The organism is Coleofasciculus sp. G2-EDA-02, assembly GCF_040226375.1.
Taxonomy (GTDB): domain Bacteria; phylum Cyanobacteriota; class Cyanobacteriia; order Cyanobacteriales; family Coleofasciculaceae; genus Coleofasciculus.
The window spans coordinates 53,670-70,685 of record NZ_JAVKEW010000152.1 but is presented as its reverse complement, the minus strand read 5'-3'; the positions used below and the strand labels follow the sequence as shown (position 1 = coordinate 70,685).

General features: G+C 45.8%; 18 protein-coding genes. 10 read left to right on the top strand and 8 right to left on the bottom strand.

Annotated elements, in window-relative coordinates:
- Nucleotides 1-233 precede the first annotated feature (233 nt).
- Nucleotides 234-662, bottom strand: coding sequence for an NUDIX domain-containing protein (locus RLO19_RS18315; protein ID WP_446358687.1), 429 nt, complete (start codon nt 660-662; stop codon nt 234-236).
- A gap of 158 nt (nt 663-820) precedes the next feature.
- On the opposite strand from RLO19_RS18315, the gene malQ reads away from it, so the two are divergent.
- Nucleotides 821-2,329, top strand: coding sequence for a 4-alpha-glucanotransferase (gene malQ, locus RLO19_RS18310; protein ID WP_446358685.1), 1,509 nt, complete (start codon nt 821-823; stop codon nt 2,327-2,329).
- 2 nt (nt 2,330-2,331) lie between these two features.
- Here the strand turns inward: malQ and RLO19_RS18305 are convergent, their stop codons facing one another.
- A complete protein-coding gene (locus tag RLO19_RS18305; RefSeq protein WP_446358684.1) occupies nt 2,332-3,123 on the bottom strand; it encodes a helix-turn-helix domain-containing protein in 792 nt (263 codons plus the stop codon).
- A 42-nt stretch (nt 3,124-3,165) separates the two neighbouring features.
- Nucleotides 3,166-3,924 (bottom strand): pseudouridine synthase, encoded by a 759-nt coding sequence (locus RLO19_RS18300; RefSeq protein ID WP_446358682.1) that lies wholly within the window; start codon nt 3,922-3,924, stop codon nt 3,166-3,168.
- Between the two features lie 201 nt (nt 3,925-4,125).
- Here RLO19_RS18300 and RLO19_RS18295 point away from each other — a divergent pair, with 201 nt between their 5' ends.
- From RLO19_RS18295 to ureG, 6 genes are all read left to right on the top strand, one after another.
- Nucleotides 4,126-4,956, top strand: coding sequence for an LmeA family phospholipid-binding protein (locus RLO19_RS18295; protein WP_446358680.1), 831 nt, complete (start codon nt 4,126-4,128; stop codon nt 4,954-4,956).
- Between the two features lie 177 nt (nt 4,957-5,133).
- On the top strand, nt 5,134-7,593 hold the full coding sequence (gene gghA / locus RLO19_RS18290) for a glucosylglycerol hydrolase (RefSeq protein ID WP_446358678.1): 2,460 nt from the start codon (nt 5,134-5,136) through the stop codon (nt 7,591-7,593).
- 223 nt (nt 7,594-7,816) lie between these two features.
- Entirely contained in the window at nt 7,817-8,089 is a 273-nt protein-coding gene (locus tag RLO19_RS18285) for a CopG family ribbon-helix-helix protein (protein ID WP_446338090.1), read from the top strand.
- Entirely contained in the window at nt 8,080-8,397 is a 318-nt protein-coding gene (locus RLO19_RS18280; RefSeq protein ID WP_446358676.1) for a type II toxin-antitoxin system RelE/ParE family toxin, read from the top strand. The genes RLO19_RS18285 and RLO19_RS18280 overlap by 10 nt, the downstream gene beginning before the upstream one ends.
- A gap of 32 nt (nt 8,398-8,429) precedes the next feature.
- On the top strand, nt 8,430-9,329 hold the full coding sequence (locus RLO19_RS18275) for an ion channel (protein WP_446358674.1): 900 nt from the start codon (nt 8,430-8,432) through the stop codon (nt 9,327-9,329).
- A 78-nt stretch (nt 9,330-9,407) separates the two neighbouring features.
- A complete protein-coding gene (ureG, locus tag RLO19_RS18270) occupies nt 9,408-10,010 on the top strand; it encodes an urease accessory protein UreG (RefSeq protein WP_446358672.1) in 603 nt (200 codons plus the stop codon).
- A gap of 381 nt (nt 10,011-10,391) precedes the next feature.
- Here ureG and RLO19_RS18265 read toward each other — a convergent pair whose 3' ends face one another.
- The 5 genes from RLO19_RS18265 to petC all read right to left on the bottom strand — a co-directional run bounded on the left by RLO19_RS18265 (nt 10,392) and on the right by petC (nt 14,142).
- Nucleotides 10,392-10,919, bottom strand: coding sequence for a rhodanese-like domain-containing protein (locus RLO19_RS18265; protein WP_446358670.1), 528 nt, complete (start codon nt 10,917-10,919; stop codon nt 10,392-10,394).
- Between the two features lie 158 nt (nt 10,920-11,077).
- On the bottom strand, nt 11,078-12,076 hold the full coding sequence (locus RLO19_RS18260; protein WP_446358668.1) for an NAD(P)/FAD-dependent oxidoreductase: 999 nt from the start codon (nt 12,074-12,076) through the stop codon (nt 11,078-11,080).
- 155 nt (nt 12,077-12,231) lie between these two features.
- Nucleotides 12,232-12,918 carry a class I SAM-dependent methyltransferase gene (locus RLO19_RS18255; protein WP_446358666.1) on the bottom strand — a complete coding sequence of 229 codons (687 nt, stop codon included), beginning with the start codon at nt 12,916-12,918 and terminating at the stop codon, nt 12,232-12,234.
- Nucleotides 12,919-12,995: 77 nt separating this feature from the next.
- Nucleotides 12,996-13,373 carry a rhodanese-like domain-containing protein gene (locus RLO19_RS18250; protein ID WP_446358664.1) on the bottom strand — a complete coding sequence of 126 codons (378 nt, stop codon included), beginning with the start codon at nt 13,371-13,373 and terminating at the stop codon, nt 12,996-12,998.
- A 235-nt stretch (nt 13,374-13,608) separates the two neighbouring features.
- The gene (gene petC, locus RLO19_RS18245; RefSeq protein WP_446358662.1) at nt 13,609-14,142 is read right to left on the bottom strand and encodes a cytochrome b6-f complex iron-sulfur subunit; all 534 of its coding nucleotides are present in this window, start codon (nt 14,140-14,142) and stop codon (nt 13,609-13,611) included.
- Between the two features lie 345 nt (nt 14,143-14,487).
- Here petC and RLO19_RS18240 point away from each other — a divergent pair, with 345 nt between their 5' ends.
- The 3 genes from RLO19_RS18240 (at nt 14,488) to RLO19_RS18230 (ending at nt 16,952) form a co-directional block, all read left to right on the top strand.
- Entirely contained in the window at nt 14,488-15,798 is a 1,311-nt protein-coding gene (locus tag RLO19_RS18240) for an NAD(P)/FAD-dependent oxidoreductase (protein WP_446358660.1), read from the top strand.
- Nucleotides 15,799-16,015: 217 nt separating this feature from the next.
- Nucleotides 16,016-16,603: a Panacea domain-containing protein gene (locus RLO19_RS18235; protein WP_446358658.1), complete on the top strand. Its 588-nt coding sequence runs from the start codon at nt 16,016-16,018 to the stop codon at nt 16,601-16,603.
- Nucleotides 16,575-16,952 (top strand): hypothetical protein, encoded by a 378-nt coding sequence (locus RLO19_RS18230; RefSeq protein ID WP_446358656.1) that lies wholly within the window; start codon nt 16,575-16,577, stop codon nt 16,950-16,952. The genes RLO19_RS18235 and RLO19_RS18230 overlap by 29 nt, the downstream gene beginning before the upstream one ends.
- Nucleotides 16,953-17,016 lie beyond the last annotated feature (64 nt).

Genomic DNA, 17,016 nt, shown 5'->3' with positions numbered 1-17,016 from the left:
CACCTACAAACTCTGTTTCTCATATTATTATTATACCTAAGATTAGAAAGAAAAGCAACTAAAGTTGCTAAACTAAACACATTGCTCGGTTTCATCCCTCGGATAAATCACGAGGGCTTTCACCATCGCTTATGACGTAACGTAGTGAATTAACACTCAGCCTGGTAAACTCTGGGCTTTTTTAAAAGCCCCCACCATAGCTGTACTCAGCTTGGTGGCGGGTAGTTTACCCTTCAATGATGAGGACGCACCCCATAATGGCGGTAACGTCGGTAATCCCGCAAAATCTGGTCATGATCGAAGCAAAGAGGCGAGGGAATATCCCATAAATTAAAAATATCCAGATTTTTGGCATCATCAGCGGCTTGGGGTTCCCCTATCGCGGTTGCTAGAAACACAATACTGAGGGTATGCTTACGCGGATCGCGATCAGGCGCCGAATAAACGTGAAACTGCTCAATTAACTCAACCTGTAAGCGAATCTCTTCTTTGGCTTCTCGAACCGCCGCTGTTTCCACCGATTCCCCATAATCGACAAAGCCACCAGGAATTGCCCAGCCGAGGGGTGGGTTTTGGCGTTCGATGAGAATAATTGGTCGCGAGGGTCGATCGATGAGTTCGACAATGATATCGACTGTGGGAACGGGATTTCGGTAAGTCACAAGTCAAGTTTATTTAACGGGTAGCGATCGCGGTGGGTAAGTTCTTTTCACAATACCTCTATTGGCAGACTCAAATCTACCACAAAGGCTCTTTTTTAACGCCAGCCTAGCGTGCTAATGTCAATAGGACTTGTTTTGCTGTACTATGGTCTATCTCTATGCAGATTCCTAGATCGAGTGGTATTTTGCTGCATCCCACTTGCTTCCCCAGTCCTTATGGAATTGGTGACTTAGGGTCACAGGCTTACGAATTTATTGATTTTTTGGCGGGTAGCGATCAGCGATTTTGGCAGATCTTGCCTGTTGGACCAACGGGGTTCGGTAACTCACCCTATATGTCTTACTCAGCCATGGCGGGAAATCCGATGCTGATTAGCCCAGAACAACTCCAAATGAAGGGGCTACTAACGGATGAAGATCTCGCTCATCTGCCCGAGTTTACCCCGGATTCTATCGATTTTGAGCGAGTCGTTCCCATGAAAAAATCGCTACTGCTCAAAGCATGCGATCGCTTTAAGCGGAAAGCGTCATCTGAACAACAGGATGAATTTGATAAATTTTGTCAGCGTCACGCCTACTGGCTAGATGATTATGCCTTATTTATGGCGCTCCACAACACCTTTGACGATGCCAGTTGGCATTTGTGGGAGCCAGACATTGCCAAAGCCGAACCGGAGGCGGTGAAGGAGTGGCGAGAACGGTTAAGCGATCGCATTTATTACCAAAAGTACCTCCAGTTTGAATTTTTCCGCCAGTGGTCGTGGTTGAAGGAGTATGCCAATGACCATAATATCCAGATCATTGGGGATATCCCGATTTATGTCGCCCACAATAGCGCCGATGTCTGGTCAAACCGAGAACTGTTTGCCATTGATGAGGAAACGGGCGAAGCCTCTCTCATGGCGGGTGTTCCCCCCGACTATTTCAGTGAAACGGGTCAATTGTGGGGGAACCCGATTTACAAGTGGGAACTGATGGAAAAAAATAACTATCAGTGGTGGATAAAGCGTCTGAAAATGATGTTTGAGTACGTCGATGTGCTGCGAATTGATCACTTTCGCGGATTTGAGGCGTATTGGGAGGTTCCCCAAGGTGAAGAAACTGCCATGAATGGGCGCTGGGTCAAAGGACCTGGAGCTAAATTTTTCAAAGTTCTCAAGCGAGAATTAGAAGGGTTGCCAATTATTGCCGAAGATTTAGGCGTGATTACCCCTGAAGTTGAGGCATTGCGGGATCAATTTGGGTTTCCGGGGATGAAGATTTTGCATTTTGCCTTTGGTGGGGGACCAGATAATTTTTACTTACCCTTTAACCTGGAGCGCAACTGTCTTATTTATACCGGGACTCATGATAATAACACGACAATCGGCTGGTTTAAACAGCTCGGTGACGATGAACGAGAAAATGTGATTCGTTACTTAGGGGAGTTAAGCTCCCAAGGCATCCATTGGGATTTAATCCGGTTAGCCTACAGCAGTGTCGCTAATCTCGCCATGATTCCCTTGCAAGATTTCTTGGGTTTGGGTGCAGATGCTCAGATGAACCGTCCCAGTACATCCGAGGGAAACTGGCAATGGCGCTATCGAGCCGAGGCATTAACCGATCAACTGCGCGATCGCCTCAAAACCCTGACTTATACTTATGGTCGGACACCTAATGGGTCTTGATGTCAAGAGCGAGGATTAGCCGCAAAGGTCATTTCCTCAACCGCACCGGGGGCGCCCATTTGTTTAGCGCTTTGGTCATTAAACTCCACTAGGACGCCTCCGGCATTACCCGCCCGGACAATCAGTTGTTCATCCGCCACCCAAGTCCGCTGGGTTCCTTCGGGCAAGACGCCTTCAAATTCGGTTTTACCATCCACAACGACTCGAATCCAAGACTGAGCCTTCAGGGTGACACCAACCTGCACCGGTTTGCCATCTTGGCTAGCATGACTGACTTGCGCCGATTGCCTAGCATCAAGTGACTGTTTAGGTGGTATAGGTTGTGTATTTTTCGGTGTCGGGAACTGCTGGGCAGAAGGGATATTTTCAACTTCAATCACTTGGACTGCCGAGCGATTCAGAATGTACGATAAACCACTAACCGAACTAATCACCAACAGAATATAGAGCAGGTAGAGATGAAGCGGTCGCAATTGAGCAGCGGGTAAATACTGCCAGCGGGGTTTCATCAACAGGACACCCGATCCCGCTGGAAAATCACGGGCAAATTCGGCGCCGTCGAGTTCCAGGGCTTCGGCAAATCGCCGGAGAAAGCCTTGAATGTAGACGGGTTCTGGCAACAGGTCAAGCCTGCCTTCTTCAATCGCCTGTAAAAGCCGTGCCTGAATCCGTGTTTGAGCTGCCACTTCCTCTAAGGTAATCGACTTCTCAAGCCGACACTGGCGCAGGCGGGCGCCTAGAACTTCTAGCTTCTCAACTTGTTCCTGCTGCAAATTCCTCGTATTCTCCTTCATACACGGTACTCCTTGATATCTGCTGGCACGTTTTAGTAATGGTTAGTGAACTCGGTTGTGGAGGAAGCGAATTTCAAATTCTTCAAGATAACGGTAGTGCCCACTGAGCAGTATTGGTTCACCTGGTTGTTGTAATTGAATCGGACCAATTGCCGTGCGGTGCAGATGGATTACTGGATAGCCTAGCAGGTCAGCAACTCGACGAATTTGACGGTTTCTTCCTTCTGTCAAGACAATTTTAAGAAGTGTTTTTGACTGTTGCTGCTTCAGGACTCGAACTTGAGCAGGTAAAGTAGTTATACCCGATAAGTCCACACCCTGACGCCAAGCCGAGAGGATTGATTCAGAGGGATGACCCTTGACCCAAACCTGGTATGTCTTGGGAACGTGATGGCGAGGATGAGTTAGTTTATTGGTGAGCGTTCCGTCATTGGTAAGAAGTAATGCCCCTGTAGAGTCCATGTCCAGCCGTCCCACTGGATGGATTCCCTGACCTTCTCTAATGGTGCTGGGGAGTAAATCAAGAACTGTTTTACGTTTCGGATTACACGCCCGATCATTGCGACAAGTAGAGACTATACCCACGGGTTTATTGAGCAAAAGATAAATGGCATGAGGACGATTACTCGGTTTGAGATGTTGACCATTAACTTCGATTAAATCCGTTTCCGGATTAGCTTTTTGTCCTAGCTGCACCACAGTGCCATTTAGCCGAACTTGTCCGGCTATGATCATTTTCTCAGCTTGACGACGTGAGGCAATACCCCACTGCGAAAGAATTTTTTGTACTCTTTCCTCCATGGCTTGACTACCTGTGTAAGCTAGTGCGTCTAGACTCAGACTGTGCTGGTCAAGAGTCGATCTCCATCCCTATAGTAATTTTTCCAGCTCCGGCAGGGGTTTTGTTTGAACATCTCCTGCTTTAAGGTTGCTGGAGGGATACGTCTGCTCCTGGCACTGACCAGAATAGACTATGTACAAATATTACAAGAATGGGGATAATTGCAAGCATTCGGTTTTTTCACCCGCTCATTGCCCGGTTCGAGTTATACCACAGTTGTGTCAGAATACAGGATTGACCCGGAATTTTTGGCAATGGGCGTGAATAAATCACAAGCTGGAACAGACAAAGGCAGCCGGATGATCAGTACGGTGGTGTCACCTGCGGTACAGTTATGGCTGCGATCGCAGGTGGAGACCGTGGAGACACTGCACTTTAAGCTGATGGGTCGCGATCGCGAAATTCTGCGGGGACACATTCCCACGGTGTCTATTGCGGCTCGTCGTGCTGTCTATCAAGGATTACACCTGTCGCAGCTCCAGCTAGATGGTACAAATATTCGCTTCAATCTCACTCAGGTGTTTAAAGGTAAACCCCTACGCCTCCTAGAACCTGTACCAGTCGCGGGTCAACTCGTACTTCAAGAGAATGACCTGCAAGCGTCTCTGGGCGCTCCCTTATTATCAAATGCTTTAACGGATTTACTGAATACATTTATTAAATCTTATAATCGACCGGATCACTATCCACCTCTGGGTGAGTCTAAAATGAACTGGCAGCAGATTACCATTGATGGGGAGCGACTAACCCTCAAGGGAACACTGATGCACCATCCGACCAAAGAAACCTCCATTGTGATTGATGCGGGCATTCAACTGGCAAAACCTCAACAACTGCGACTCCACCCCCTCCAGATTCAAATTAACGCTCAACAGCCTCCGATAACGTTAGAACATTTCACGATTGATTTAGGAGCAGAGGTTGATCTAAAAGAACTAACTCTAACTCCAGGACAATTAATTTGTCGCGGCTGTATCAAAATCATACCTTAATGGGTGGAGTCGATTTCATCCTTGAGAGTGTTGGGATCAACTGGAAAATTGTTTTACTCTCAAAGAAGCTATGGGGCTGTTAAACTTGACAGGAATTGCCGTACAGGTATATCGATCCCGAAAGTCAGGATTCAGTCACCCGTACAGCATTGGGTAGTGGTTGCGAGAAAAGTTATTGTGAAAGTTGATACTAAACCTTCCATCCGATTGGTTGAAGATGCCACCAAAGAACTAGTAGATTGGGCGGCGACTATTGAGCATTCAGACGCCACCTATTTTGAAAAAGCTCAAGTCATCGCCAAACGCTTGGGGGCGCATTACCGTCCCGATGGGTTAACCGAAATTGGCTTCTGGACACCCCGGTTATTAGCGCAGGTGATGCGGAAGATGGAAATCTATCTGGAAGTCTTAACCCCCCTTGCTCCGATTGATTGTCGGGCGGTTGAGCAAACCGTTACCTTTCGCCGCGATCGCTTATTCTTACAACAAGAAGGTGAATACCATTGGGGTGTCGTCGCCGGGATGTGCCCCGGAAACCGGGAGCAAATGGGATCGTTTTACTGGCTGCGCTTTGTCGATCAGCAAGGGAAACTACAAGCGATTCGGGATACGATTCCCTATTCGATGCCCTACGGCGTGTTCGGACCGGCTGAACTGTATGACATAGCAAGTTTACAGCAACAACGAGCCGATCTCGATTACTTCAAAGCCACCAGTGTCCAGTCTGATCCCCTAGCGCTTCCTCGCGTCCCAGCACCTCAGAACATTTTACAGCTACATGTTGGCACAGCCTCTAAAGAGGGAACAGTTGAAGGGTTAACCCGTGTTTATCGCCAAATTGCTAGTAAATTAGCCGGACATCTCCCCTTAACCCCAGCCGAAGAAAACTATGTGGGTTATGATGCCATTCAGCTACTCCCCCTGGAACCCACGATTGAGTATCGAGATGAATACAGTCCAGAAAGTGAATTTTTTGTCTGTACGGCGGAAGATGGAGATGATCTGCAAATTAAGCTGAGAAAACCCCATACCCAGGATTGGGGTTATGACGTACCAATTTTGGGATCGAGTGCTACAAACGCAGCACTTTTGGGTAGCTTGCGTCCCGATGAATTGGTAGACTTTATCGCTACCCTGCATAATTTTCCCACAGGTTCGATTCAAATTATCTATGACCTCGTTTATGGTCATGCAGATAACCAATCTGAGTTACTCCTGCATCGCCAGTTTCTCAAAGGACCGAATATGTACGGTCAAGATTTGAACCATCAGTTACCCACAGTACGGGCGATCTTTTTGGAAATGCAGCGGCGTAAAATTAACACGGGAGCCGATGGGATTCGCATTGATGGGGGTCAGGATTTCCGCTTCTTTAATCCTTTGTCTGGACTGGTGGAATATGATGACGCCTATCTGCTGGCGATGAGTGATGTGGTTCAGGATATTGAGGGGCATCAACGACTATTATTCACCATTTTTGAAGATGGTCGTCCCTGGCCCGCTGAAGGGTGGGAAGAGATCTCGACCTATCGTGAATTAATTCATCTTAAACCAGACTCCTACCAATGGGGACCCCTGATTTTTGCCCATAACACCCCAGCCTTAGAAAAATTTTGGGATCGCAAATGGCGCCGGGTTTGTGAGGTGATCTTTGAAGGTGATCATTGGATCACCGGTTGTGGGAATCATGATACCGTGCGGCGAGGCAATCAAATCCCGCTCGATGCCCAGATTAATTGGAATTTGGGAACTACGCTGCCAGAGGTGTTAAAAAATGCTTATGATAACCCGGCGGTAACGCTTTGGGTGTATGGGTTTAGTCCGGGGTTACCCATGGACTTTATCAATGCAACAATGCACGCCCCTTGGATGTTTTTCCGCAATACAGATGAACGCTATGGTGTCAAGGTGGTTTCTGAGGAAATTGGTTTCTTGGATTGGCAAGTGACGCCAGAACTCTATGAGACACCAGAGAGTTTTAGCCGGTTGAAGTCCTTGGGATTTAGTCAGCTAGAGGAATTGCGGGAGTTTGGCAGGGCGCTGCAAGTTGCCATGCTTGAAAAGGACTACAATCTAGCCGAAGTGGTTCAAGCTTGCCAGTTTTGTTTGGGAGAAAATACGGATCAGTGTGATATTGAGCCGCTCAAAAAGTTGAATAAACCAGAAATGGTGAGTTTCTTGAAAGGGTTAACCATTGAAAAGCTCAAGGCATTTGCTTTGATGTTTATGGAAGACTGTTATGAACTGTGTAATGTCTCCCAGTATGAGGACAAGCTTGATCAAACAAGAACTGAGTATAACCTTAACCTGCGTCGTTTCCGCCATGCTCATCCTTGGTTAGCTCACAATTTAGCCGGAATTGATCGATTCAATAAAATCTCTGATGATGAACGGACGGTTTATTATGGGGTTCGCAGTAATCCTGATGATCATGAGGAACAAATCGCCATGGTAGCGCACATGGGTGGAGAACCGATGACGGTTACCGTGGGAGACTGGCTGCAATTGGATATGAGTGAATGGCAAGTCGCGATCGCGTCTCCGGGTTTGGATAGTGATCACTTGGCAGATTTGCGCTGCTTTGAGTTAGCCGATTCTCAAGCCGTGCTGTTAAAGCGAGTGGGGAAACCCGAATAGTCTAGGTTGTTGGACATCTTAAGGGTTCGGTAGGGGCAATCCAGGAATTGCCCCTATTTCAGCGCATTCTCAGAAAACCTAATCAATGGACAACGTGTGTACTCCTGTCTCTCTTTAGCCGTCATGCAGGAAAGCAAGGACTGGGTTCAAGCTCAAGACGGTCTGATGCGATTGTATACATAGTATACACTTAGATTAGACTGGTCAATAAACAAGGCAATGTATGTCTCAAACTGAAGTTGTCACCGTCCGATTAACACCAGAGGTTAAGGCAAAACTCAATGCCCTAGCTTTGAGTACAAAACGCAGCAAATCCTGGCTGGCGGCAGAGGCAATTGCTTTATATGTGGAGCAGCAAAGCTGGCAGATTCAGAGGATTGAAGAAGCTGTTACCCTTGCCGATAGCCCACAAGCTGAGTGGGTTGAGGGTGATGATGTGGAAGCTTGGCTTTCTTCCTGGGGGATGGAGGATGAAAAACCCGCCCCATGCAGTTAGTTTTCCTTTCCCTTGCTGTCCAGGATTTGGCAAGCATCCGCTCGTATATTGCTAAGAATAACCCGCAGGCGGCACGACAAGTTGCCACTCGTCTGAAACAGAGTATCTATAGATTAGCGTCTATGCCCAACCTGGGTAAGCCGGGGCGGGTGTTTGGTATCAGGGAGCTGGTAACGCCTTTAATTGGCAAGACGGCTTATGTGGTTGTGTATCGGGTGAAGGAGAATCGCCTGGAAATTCTGCGGATTCTGCCAGGGATGCGAGACATTGACAGTATTCTACGGGATACGCCTCTTGAGGAGGAATGAAGAATCAGAGTGGATACCTTCCGCCAACTTCAATGAACAAAACACCTCGTCAGTTTTCCCAATCCCGCATCGTGAGTCGGGATAAGCGCAGGCGGTTTGATATCGCTAGAAAAGGAATATCCCACAGCCATTGGCGTGATCCTTACCATTTACTGTTGACGCTAGATTGGTCTTGGTTCTTCGTGCTAATTGGGGGGGGTTATATACTCATTAATGTTGTATTTGCTGTTTTGTATTTGGCAGGCGGTGATTGCATCGAAAATGCCCGTCCGGGTTTGTTCTGGGACGCTTTTTTCTTCAGTGTTCAAACCATGGCATCGATTGGCTACGGTGCGATGTATCCCCGCCCAGACTGTACCTACACAAATATCTTAGTCACCATTGAAGCCCTAACTGGTTTAATGGGGCTCACCACGGCGACAGGATTAATGTTTGCCCGTTTTTCTCGTCCTACCGCCAGAGTTCTGTTCAGTCGTGTGGCGGTTATTACTGTTCACAATGGTGTACCGACGTTAATGTTTCGGATGGCGAATGAACGCTATAACCAAATTTTGGAAGCGCAGTTAACAGTGAGTTTGCTGCGTAATGAGATCACAGCAGAAGGGGAATTTATGCGTCGGTTTTATGACCTAAAATTGGTTCGTAGTCAGACGCCTATTTTTACATTAACTTGGACGGCGATGCATCCTATTGATCAGAGTAGTTCTTTGTTTGGGATGACGCCAGAGTCGCTAGCTGAAGCCGAGGTGGAAATTGTAGTAACGTTTACGGGGTTAGATGAAACTGTTTCCCAAACTATTCATGCCCGTCACTCGTACATTGCTGAGGAAATTATCTGGAATCAGCGGTTTGTGGATATCTTATCAAGAAGTCGAGATGGACGGCGAATTATTGACTATCGCCGCTTTCATGATGTAATACCACACCCGTAGGGGCGCAAGGCTGAATAATATTCAGATAGCTCGTCAATTTTAGTTTATAGTTGAGAAATTACATCCCAAACACGGTTGATGAGTACATTCCGCGTTGGTATTGCAGGACCAGTGGGTTCCGGAAAAACCGCTTTATTGGATGCTTTGTGTAAGGCGATGCGAGCATCCTATCAAATTGCTGTTGTCACCAATGACATTTACACCCAGGAAGATGCCCAATTTTTGGTAAACTCTCAAGCATTAGAGCGCGATCGCATCCGGGGTGTGGAAACGGGAGGTTGCCCACATACGGCGATTCGAGAGGATGCCTCCCTGAATTTAGCAGCAATTGAAGAGTTAGAACAAAAGTTCACCCCATTAGATTTAGTCTTCTTAGAAAGTGGGGGAGATAACCTAGCCGCCACCTTCAGCCCGGAACTCGTCGATTTGACTATTTACGTCATAGATGTCGCCGCCGGTGACAAGATTCCCCGCAAAGGTGGACCCGGAATTACCAAATCGGATTTGCTAGTAATTAATAAAATAGATTTAGCGCCCATGGTTGGGGCTGATTTGGGCGTGATGGAACGAGATGCCAAAAAGATGCGAGGTGATAAGCCATTTGTATTTACGAATTTAAAGACTCAAAACGGATTGACAACCGTTATTGATTTTATCAAGCTCCAGATGGGGGTAGCTTGACAAATTCTGTTTAATTTGCTAAAAAATCCGGTGAAAGAGCCGGAGACAACAACATTCAGTAGTTAGCCTGTCCTTATCCTACCTTACTTTTTATCAATGGATAATTAATAATTGATAATTGATAATTGATTAATTAGGTCTAAGACCTCTTCGTTTACGAAGAAATTAAAAAATATTTTCCTTAAATTCACTCCTCTTCTTTTAAGGAGACATTATACATTGTTCATTATCCATTGTCAATTTGTGAACATTCTCATTCACATCTTTGTTCGAGGGTAAGCCTGTCATAATCAACGTAAATTGTAGGAGTACAACGGGAGCATGTCACTTACTTACAAAACTGACATGCTCCCAGAAGAGTATTCCTGGAATTAAACAGATTTACTTTTCTAAAGGTTCACCAGCCTCCTTCCAGCCATTAATACTGGGAGGAAAACTACGAACATTCGTGTAACCTAACAACCGCAATGCCGTCATGCCAATTGCCGTGCGATGCCCACTAGAACAGTATAAAACAACAGGTTTATCCGTGGGAATTTTATCTAAATTTTGAGTGAGCGATCGCACGGGAATATTAATAGCGCCAGGAATGTGTCCTGAAGCATATTCTGACGGTTCTCGCACATCAACTAATACTAGATTATCCTCGTTTTTTAGCTTGTTTTTTAACTGATTCACTGGCATCACCGTATAGTAATCTCGTGGTAGAGAATTCAGCAACTGATCGACTGCTGTATAGACTTCTGCGCTAGGTGGACGCATCACCTTAGATTCTACGGCGGCTAGGGCATATTTAGGAAAGAATACACCACTCAATAGCGTTAAAATCAGTAACCATCCCAGGAGCATTACTGATATCTTTTTGTTTGTTTTCATCATTATTTTTCCTTGATAAAGTTGTTTATTCATTGTTGGTATCGAAAATTTATCGTCAGCAATCTCTTCCCTTAAATAGTTGGCTTGCAGACAAGATCAAACCCAACCAAATTTGGATAACTTTGGCACAATTACTGCTTTGATTATTCTCCCTACCCATCTCATATTTCATAACCCATTCACTCCTGTCGCTAAACAGAAACCGCTCGATTTTCCTCCCAGGGGCGGGGACCCGATTCCCGACGAATATCTCGCCAAATCTGAGTCGCTGCTAAAGCACCATCTCCAGCCGCCACAACCACTTGATTTAACCCCACCTTCAAGTCTCCAATCGCAAAAATTCGCGGGTGAGACGTCCGCCCCATTTTATCGCTAATCAGATTACTACCCTTGACATCCAAATTGAATCCTTTGAGATAAGTATTGTGATAGCGTGACCCCATAGAAATCAATCCAGTTTCTAAGGGAATAATTGACCCATCCGCTAACTCAACTCCCGTCATCTGGTGATTTTTACCCAAGAATTTCTTAATCGGGGTTTCCACCAAACGATAACCATGATTTTGCAGTTGGGAACGCATGGAGTCACTCACCTCAAACATTCCATGGGTGAACACGGTGATATAAGGTGTAAACCAACTGAGATTAAACACCATTTCTTCAATACTGGCTTCACTACCCGCAAAGAAACCACATTGTTTATCGGTCATTTCGTAGCCATCACAAACCATACAGACATGCAAGTTATATCCTGCATAATCAAAGACATTTTGCATATCCTCCAAAGGGGGTAAGTTGTCGATAATGCCACTCGCAGCAATTAAGTATTTCGAGCGTAAGACGGGGTAAATACTATTTTTACGACCCACTTTCACCCGCACGGCAAACCTATCTCCCTCATCCACCACTTCCTCAACATAACCATTCAGCATATCGCCATTTAAAGATGTATAATGCTGTTTCCCTTGTTGCAACAGGACACGACCCGGAGTATCCGGTGGTAAGCCTAAATAATTGTGCAATTCCTGCATCCAGAATGAGCGAGCTTTGCCTTTATCAATAATTAAGCTTGAAAGGCGAAATCGTTGCAGATAGATTCCAGCAGAAAGTCCACCGGCGCCGCCGCCAACGACAATCGCATCGTAAATGTGACTCAGACGTTCAGGTAGATTTTTTTTTGTGAGTTGCATAGTTGTAACAATTCAAAAAAACTGAGAAAGACTTATTCAGTAAGCTTTAGCTTACTTGAGCTTTGGGTTCCAGAAATTTATTTGTTGGCTCCCAATTCTCGCTTCCACCCCTATTTAGCAATAAGCTAACAAGACTGACTTTTGCAAAAATTCTGTTATGACACATCTCTACTTTTAGTAGCCACTCCAGAAATATGAGGGCTAACAATTGGAAAAGAAACCTGAAACTGTTGATAATTTAGGTTTTCAAATCCAGCCTTTTCTAACGCCATCCAGGTTTCCCGATTTGGATGACACCCATCAAACACTGTTTTCCAAATCGGCTCAATGCTACCTTGAATCCGCCGTTGCCAACTGCCAGATTCAGCCGCCACATGTTCAACAAACAAAAAGCGACCCCCTGGCTTAAGAACTCGCCGGATTTCTTGCACCGTTGCAGGAAGATTGCTGACGGAACAGAGGACGTAGGTACTGACAACAGCATCCACACTATTATCATCAACATCAATCCGTTCAGCCGACCCAGTTTTTATATCAATCCTCTCCAACCCAACCTGTTGGGCTTCCTGTTCTATGTAGGAATGCATAAAGGGATTCGGTTCAACGCCTATCCAATGAATGTCAGTGGGATAATACTCTAAATTAACCCCAGCCCCTGGTCCAATTTCTACAATCTTACCCTGTAAATCGGCAAATAAAGCCTGCTTGAGTTGAGCTAGGGTAGAATGGTCACCGCAATTTACCAATTGAATGGCATTTTCATCCGCCGTGTTTGCTTTCGCCATTCCCCAAGCAAATAACTGTTTGTACCAGTTTGAGCAGGGTTGTATTTTCAGTACCATAATGATTCACCATTCACAATCAGGGAACTTTCATGGTAGCAAGTCAACATCAAGGTTGTTTCCTATCAGCGATTCACTTACGAATTGGTTTCAATCTCTAAGCCTAACCGTCGCCATTCCACCATACCGCCCGTGATGTTAAACACCTTAGCAAAACCCGCTTTAGCCAGTTGTTTGGCAGCAATAGGACTGCGATGGGCGGTTAAACAAATAACGGCAATGGGTTTATCTTTGGGCAAATCTTGGAACCATGGCGGTAAAACCCAGCGGCGAAATATCGGGATCATGCCGATAAGAATGCGGGGTAAACTGAGGTTAATTGCGCCCGGAGCGTGACCCATAGCATATTCAAAACCACTGCGGACATCGATGAGTAAAAGCTGATTTGGAGATTGGACAAATTCTTGTGGAGAACAGTCTTTGACAGAGGGCGAGAAAGAGGAGACAGAGTTCATAGGTTATTGCCAATTCAAAATGTTAAAACTCAATAGCATTGCTGTTTCCATAGACATTTTTGACCGAAAGTCTATAGTAACGTGGAAAATGCAACAAAATCTCATACCATTTCTTCATAACATGGCACTGATTCATTCACCCCTCCCAACCTCCCCTGAGTCAGGGGAGGTGCCGTAGGCGGTGGGGTAAAAGTGCAACGTCATACAGACTAGTATCAGACAAAATTACTAGGATTTACACCCACCACGGTGTTTCTCCAGTGCGGGGATCAGTTTCTGTCCAAGGCGCTATGCGGATGTAGTCGCCTTCGATGTTAACCTGCACCAGCTTCAGGGGACGGTCAGCCGGACCCCGGACAACCGAACCATCTGGACTATAACGAGACCCGTGACAGGGACATTGAAATTGTTGGTCGATATTGTTCCAAGGAAAGGTACAACCTAAGTGGGTGCAGTTATCGATAATTCCGATTGAGTTTAAGGTGTTATCGTCGGTAACGGTTAAATACGTCGGTTCACCTGCCAAACCCGCAACCAAAGCACGGGCGCCTGCACCTTGGGCGACTATCTGGGACACTGGGATGGGATTCCCTAATTTATCTTTGGCGATAATCGAACCATCTGCGCCTCCTTCTTGGGGTGGGACAAAGAATTTAGCGGCTGGATAGAGGGCGGCGCTAGCTGTGGCGGCGATGGTAGCCCCGGTGAGGAAGTTGAGAAGCTGTCGCCGAGACATTGAGGGACTTTGCATCGATAGACTCTCTTCCATGGATATCCTCCGATTTGTGTAAAAAAGATTTACGAGTTGTTACCTAGTTTAATAACTATTTTACTATTTAGTCAAGTAATAATTTTCTGGAGAGATGATCTGCTTCAGGTGTGGGTAATTTTTTCGTAGTACCCTCGTTCCTAGGCTCTGCCTAGGAATGCTCCTTTTGAGGCTCTGCCTCCGCTGAAAACGAGTGCGAGGGTTGTGGCTTAAGTTGACACGGATGGCAAGGGGGTGATTCCTACACACTTCCTACAGGTGTTTCGTTGTGGGGCATGACTCAGTTCATATAGAATGCAAATATAGTTACAAAGTTGTATAGTTTTAATAAACCGTGGTGTAATCATGGCTCATATTGTGGTAATCGGTGCGGGTATTGGCGGACTACCTACCGCTTACGAACTGCGGCATCTCCTGCCTCACGTCCACCGAATTACGTTGATTTGTGACAAACCTCAATTTACGTTTATTCCTTCTCTTCCTTGGGTTGCGTTCAATTTGACTCCACTCCAGCGAATTCAAGTAGATATTGCTTCTGTGGTAAGATCCCGTCAAATTGAGTTTGTTCAAGGTAAGGTAACCGATCTTGACCCCCACGCTCAATGGTTAAGGGTGGGAGACAGGTCAATTGATTATGACTATGTAGTGATTGCTACCGGGGCAGAATTAGCCCTAGATGCCATTCCAGGATTAGGACCCGATCGCGGTTACACCCAATCGGTGTGCAATCCTCACCATGCTTTGATGGCAAAACAAGCGTGGGCGAAATTTCTGGAAAATCCGGGACCTTTGGTTGTGGGGGCGGTTCCGGGTGCGAGTTGTATGGGACCGGCTTATGAGTTTGCCCTATTAGCCGATTGGATGTTGCGGCGACAGGGATTGCGAGAACAAGTACCGATTACCTTTGTCACCCCAGAACCCTATGCGGGTCATTTGGGAATTGGGGGTATGGCACATTCGGCGGAGTTGCTAACTGAATTAATGCGTCAACGGCAGATTGAGGTGATTGAGAATGCTGAAATTACTGCCATTCATCCGCAACAGATAACCTTAGCAGAGGCTCATAGGCTACCATTCCACTATGCCATGCTGCTACCGCCGTTCCGGGGACCGCGCTTTGTCCGAGATGTCCCTGGGTTGAGTGATGAGAAGGGTTTTCTACCTGTATTACCAACATATCAGCATCCCTCATTTCCCTCTATCTATAGTGCGGGGGTGGTGGTGCAGTTATCGCCACCGGAAAAGACACCTTTGCCTATCGGTGTGCCAAAAACAGGGCAAATGGCGGAGGCGATGGGTATGGCGGTGGCGCACAACATTGCTAGAGAGTTAGGTGTGATTCAAGCTGCACCGATGACGCCAACTTTGGCAGCAATTTGTATGGCGGATTTTGGTGATACGGGAATTGTATTCTTGGCTGATCCCGTTTTACCTGATCCGAAAACGGGTCAACGGCGCCGTGCGATCGCAAAACGCGGTCGTTGGGTAAGCTGGTTGAAGATTGCCTTTGAGCGATTTTTCTTGACTAAGATGCGATGGGGGTTATCTGTACCTTGGTTTGAGCGTTGGGGTCTGCGTTTATTGGGTTTGTCGCTAGTGGAACCAATTCCACTATCAAAGGATTATCCAATTGAGTCAAGTCTACAGACGAGATAAGCGATTCAAGCGGATATTCGTTTCAACTTACATCCTGCATCATCCTCAATCAGCCGATTGGATGTAAGGGAGGTAAAATTTATACAACTTGAAACCTGAACCCTATATTGCCACTGTCAATAAAATAGTAATTATGTACTACATAAACATAGACTTCGACTATAATACTAAGTATGTATGTTTGCTTTAAGATTGTTTTAATTTGCGGGTCTGGGCTATGATCGATTGTCTCAATGCAGCTCGCTACTTCATTGTCAGAGCATACGAGGACGGTATAGAAGCTGAAATGACCAATATGAAGGTTCAAAAGCTTCTGTATTATGCACAAAGTCTACATTTAGCCTTGTACGATGAGCCATTGTTTGATGAGGAAATCCAAGCATGGCGGTACGGTCCTGTTTGTCCTCCTGCTTATAGATTTTATAGTAAATTTGAAGCTGAACAATTACCCATTCCTACCCAAGAATTCTTGTTACAGATACCTGATGACAAGCAAGAGCTATTAAAAGAAACGTGGGAATATTTCGGTAGCTATCATGCCTATCGACTGAGTGGCATGACTCACTTCGAGTTTCCTTGGCGCAAAGCTCGCAGGGGATTACCACCTGAAGCAAGTTCAACTGAACCCATTCTGCGAGAGGATATGAAAGAACTCGGTCATCAAAAGCTCGATGTCATAGAACGTGACAATCCTGCGTATGAGTCGGTAATGTCCAAAATTCTGACGGATGTTCAGACTTCACAATGCCCAAATCGCATTCAGAAAGGAGAAGTGCGTGACTGGCTCAAGTCAATTCTTGATTGAAGAATCCGATAATTTCAAACGTTCTTTCAAGAAACTTGCCAAAGTTCATGGCGCTAGTTTTGTTGAGCTTGTCGCCGACATCTTAGAAGATTTAACTGAAGATCAGTATCCCAGAAACTCCCGAAATGAACCGTTGCCGGGAAAGATTAAATTAACAGAAGGATGGACATTTCACAAGTTAGAGTTTAGGATTTCCAAAGGGGCTTCCGGACAAATCAGATTGATGTATTTAGTCAATACGACTACCTGCATAGTCAAACCTGTTTGGATTTATAGTCATGAGCAGTTTACCAAACGTCCTGGCGACCGAGATATACAAAGTGTTATTAAGGAAATTCTAGACTGTTAACTTTTGAATATTCTTCTGCTTTTTTCTTTACTTCGCCATTAATTCCATTTTAGCAGGGCTTTGT

Coding starts and splice junctions, on each gene's coding strand:
- RLO19_RS18235 (WP_446358658.1), top strand. CDS start 16,016: ATGATCGATTGTCTCAATGCAGCTCGCTACTTCATTGTCAGAGCATAC.
- RLO19_RS18265 (WP_446358670.1), bottom strand. CDS start 10,919: ATGAATAAACAACTTTATCAAGGAAAAATAATGATGAAAACAAACAAA.
- RLO19_RS18300 (WP_446358682.1), bottom strand. CDS start 3,924: ATGGAGGAAAGAGTACAAAAAATTCTTTCGCAGTGGGGTATTGCCTCA.
- ureG (WP_446358672.1), top strand. CDS start 9,408: ATGAGTACATTCCGCGTTGGTATTGCAGGACCAGTGGGTTCCGGAAAA.
- RLO19_RS18250 (WP_446358664.1), bottom strand. CDS start 13,373: ATGAACTCTGTCTCCTCTTTCTCGCCCTCTGTCAAAGACTGTTCTCCA.
- RLO19_RS18240 (WP_446358660.1), top strand. CDS start 14,488: ATGGCTCATATTGTGGTAATCGGTGCGGGTATTGGCGGACTACCTACC.
- RLO19_RS18255 (WP_446358666.1), bottom strand. CDS start 12,918: ATGGTACTGAAAATACAACCCTGCTCAAACTGGTACAAACAGTTATTT.
- RLO19_RS18305 (WP_446358684.1), bottom strand. CDS start 3,123: ATGAAGGAGAATACGAGGAATTTGCAGCAGGAACAAGTTGAGAAGCTA.
- RLO19_RS18260 (WP_446358668.1), bottom strand. CDS start 12,076: ATGCAACTCACAAAAAAAAATCTACCTGAACGTCTGAGTCACATTTAC.
- malQ (WP_446358685.1), top strand. CDS start 821: ATGCAGATTCCTAGATCGAGTGGTATTTTGCTGCATCCCACTTGCTTC.
- RLO19_RS18275 (WP_446358674.1), top strand. CDS start 8,430: ATGAACAAAACACCTCGTCAGTTTTCCCAATCCCGCATCGTGAGTCGG.
- petC (WP_446358662.1), bottom strand. CDS start 14,142: ATGGAAGAGAGTCTATCGATGCAAAGTCCCTCAATGTCTCGGCGACAG.
- RLO19_RS18285 (WP_446338090.1), top strand. CDS start 7,817: ATGTCTCAAACTGAAGTTGTCACCGTCCGATTAACACCAGAGGTTAAG.
- RLO19_RS18280 (WP_446358676.1), top strand. CDS start 8,080: ATGCAGTTAGTTTTCCTTTCCCTTGCTGTCCAGGATTTGGCAAGCATC.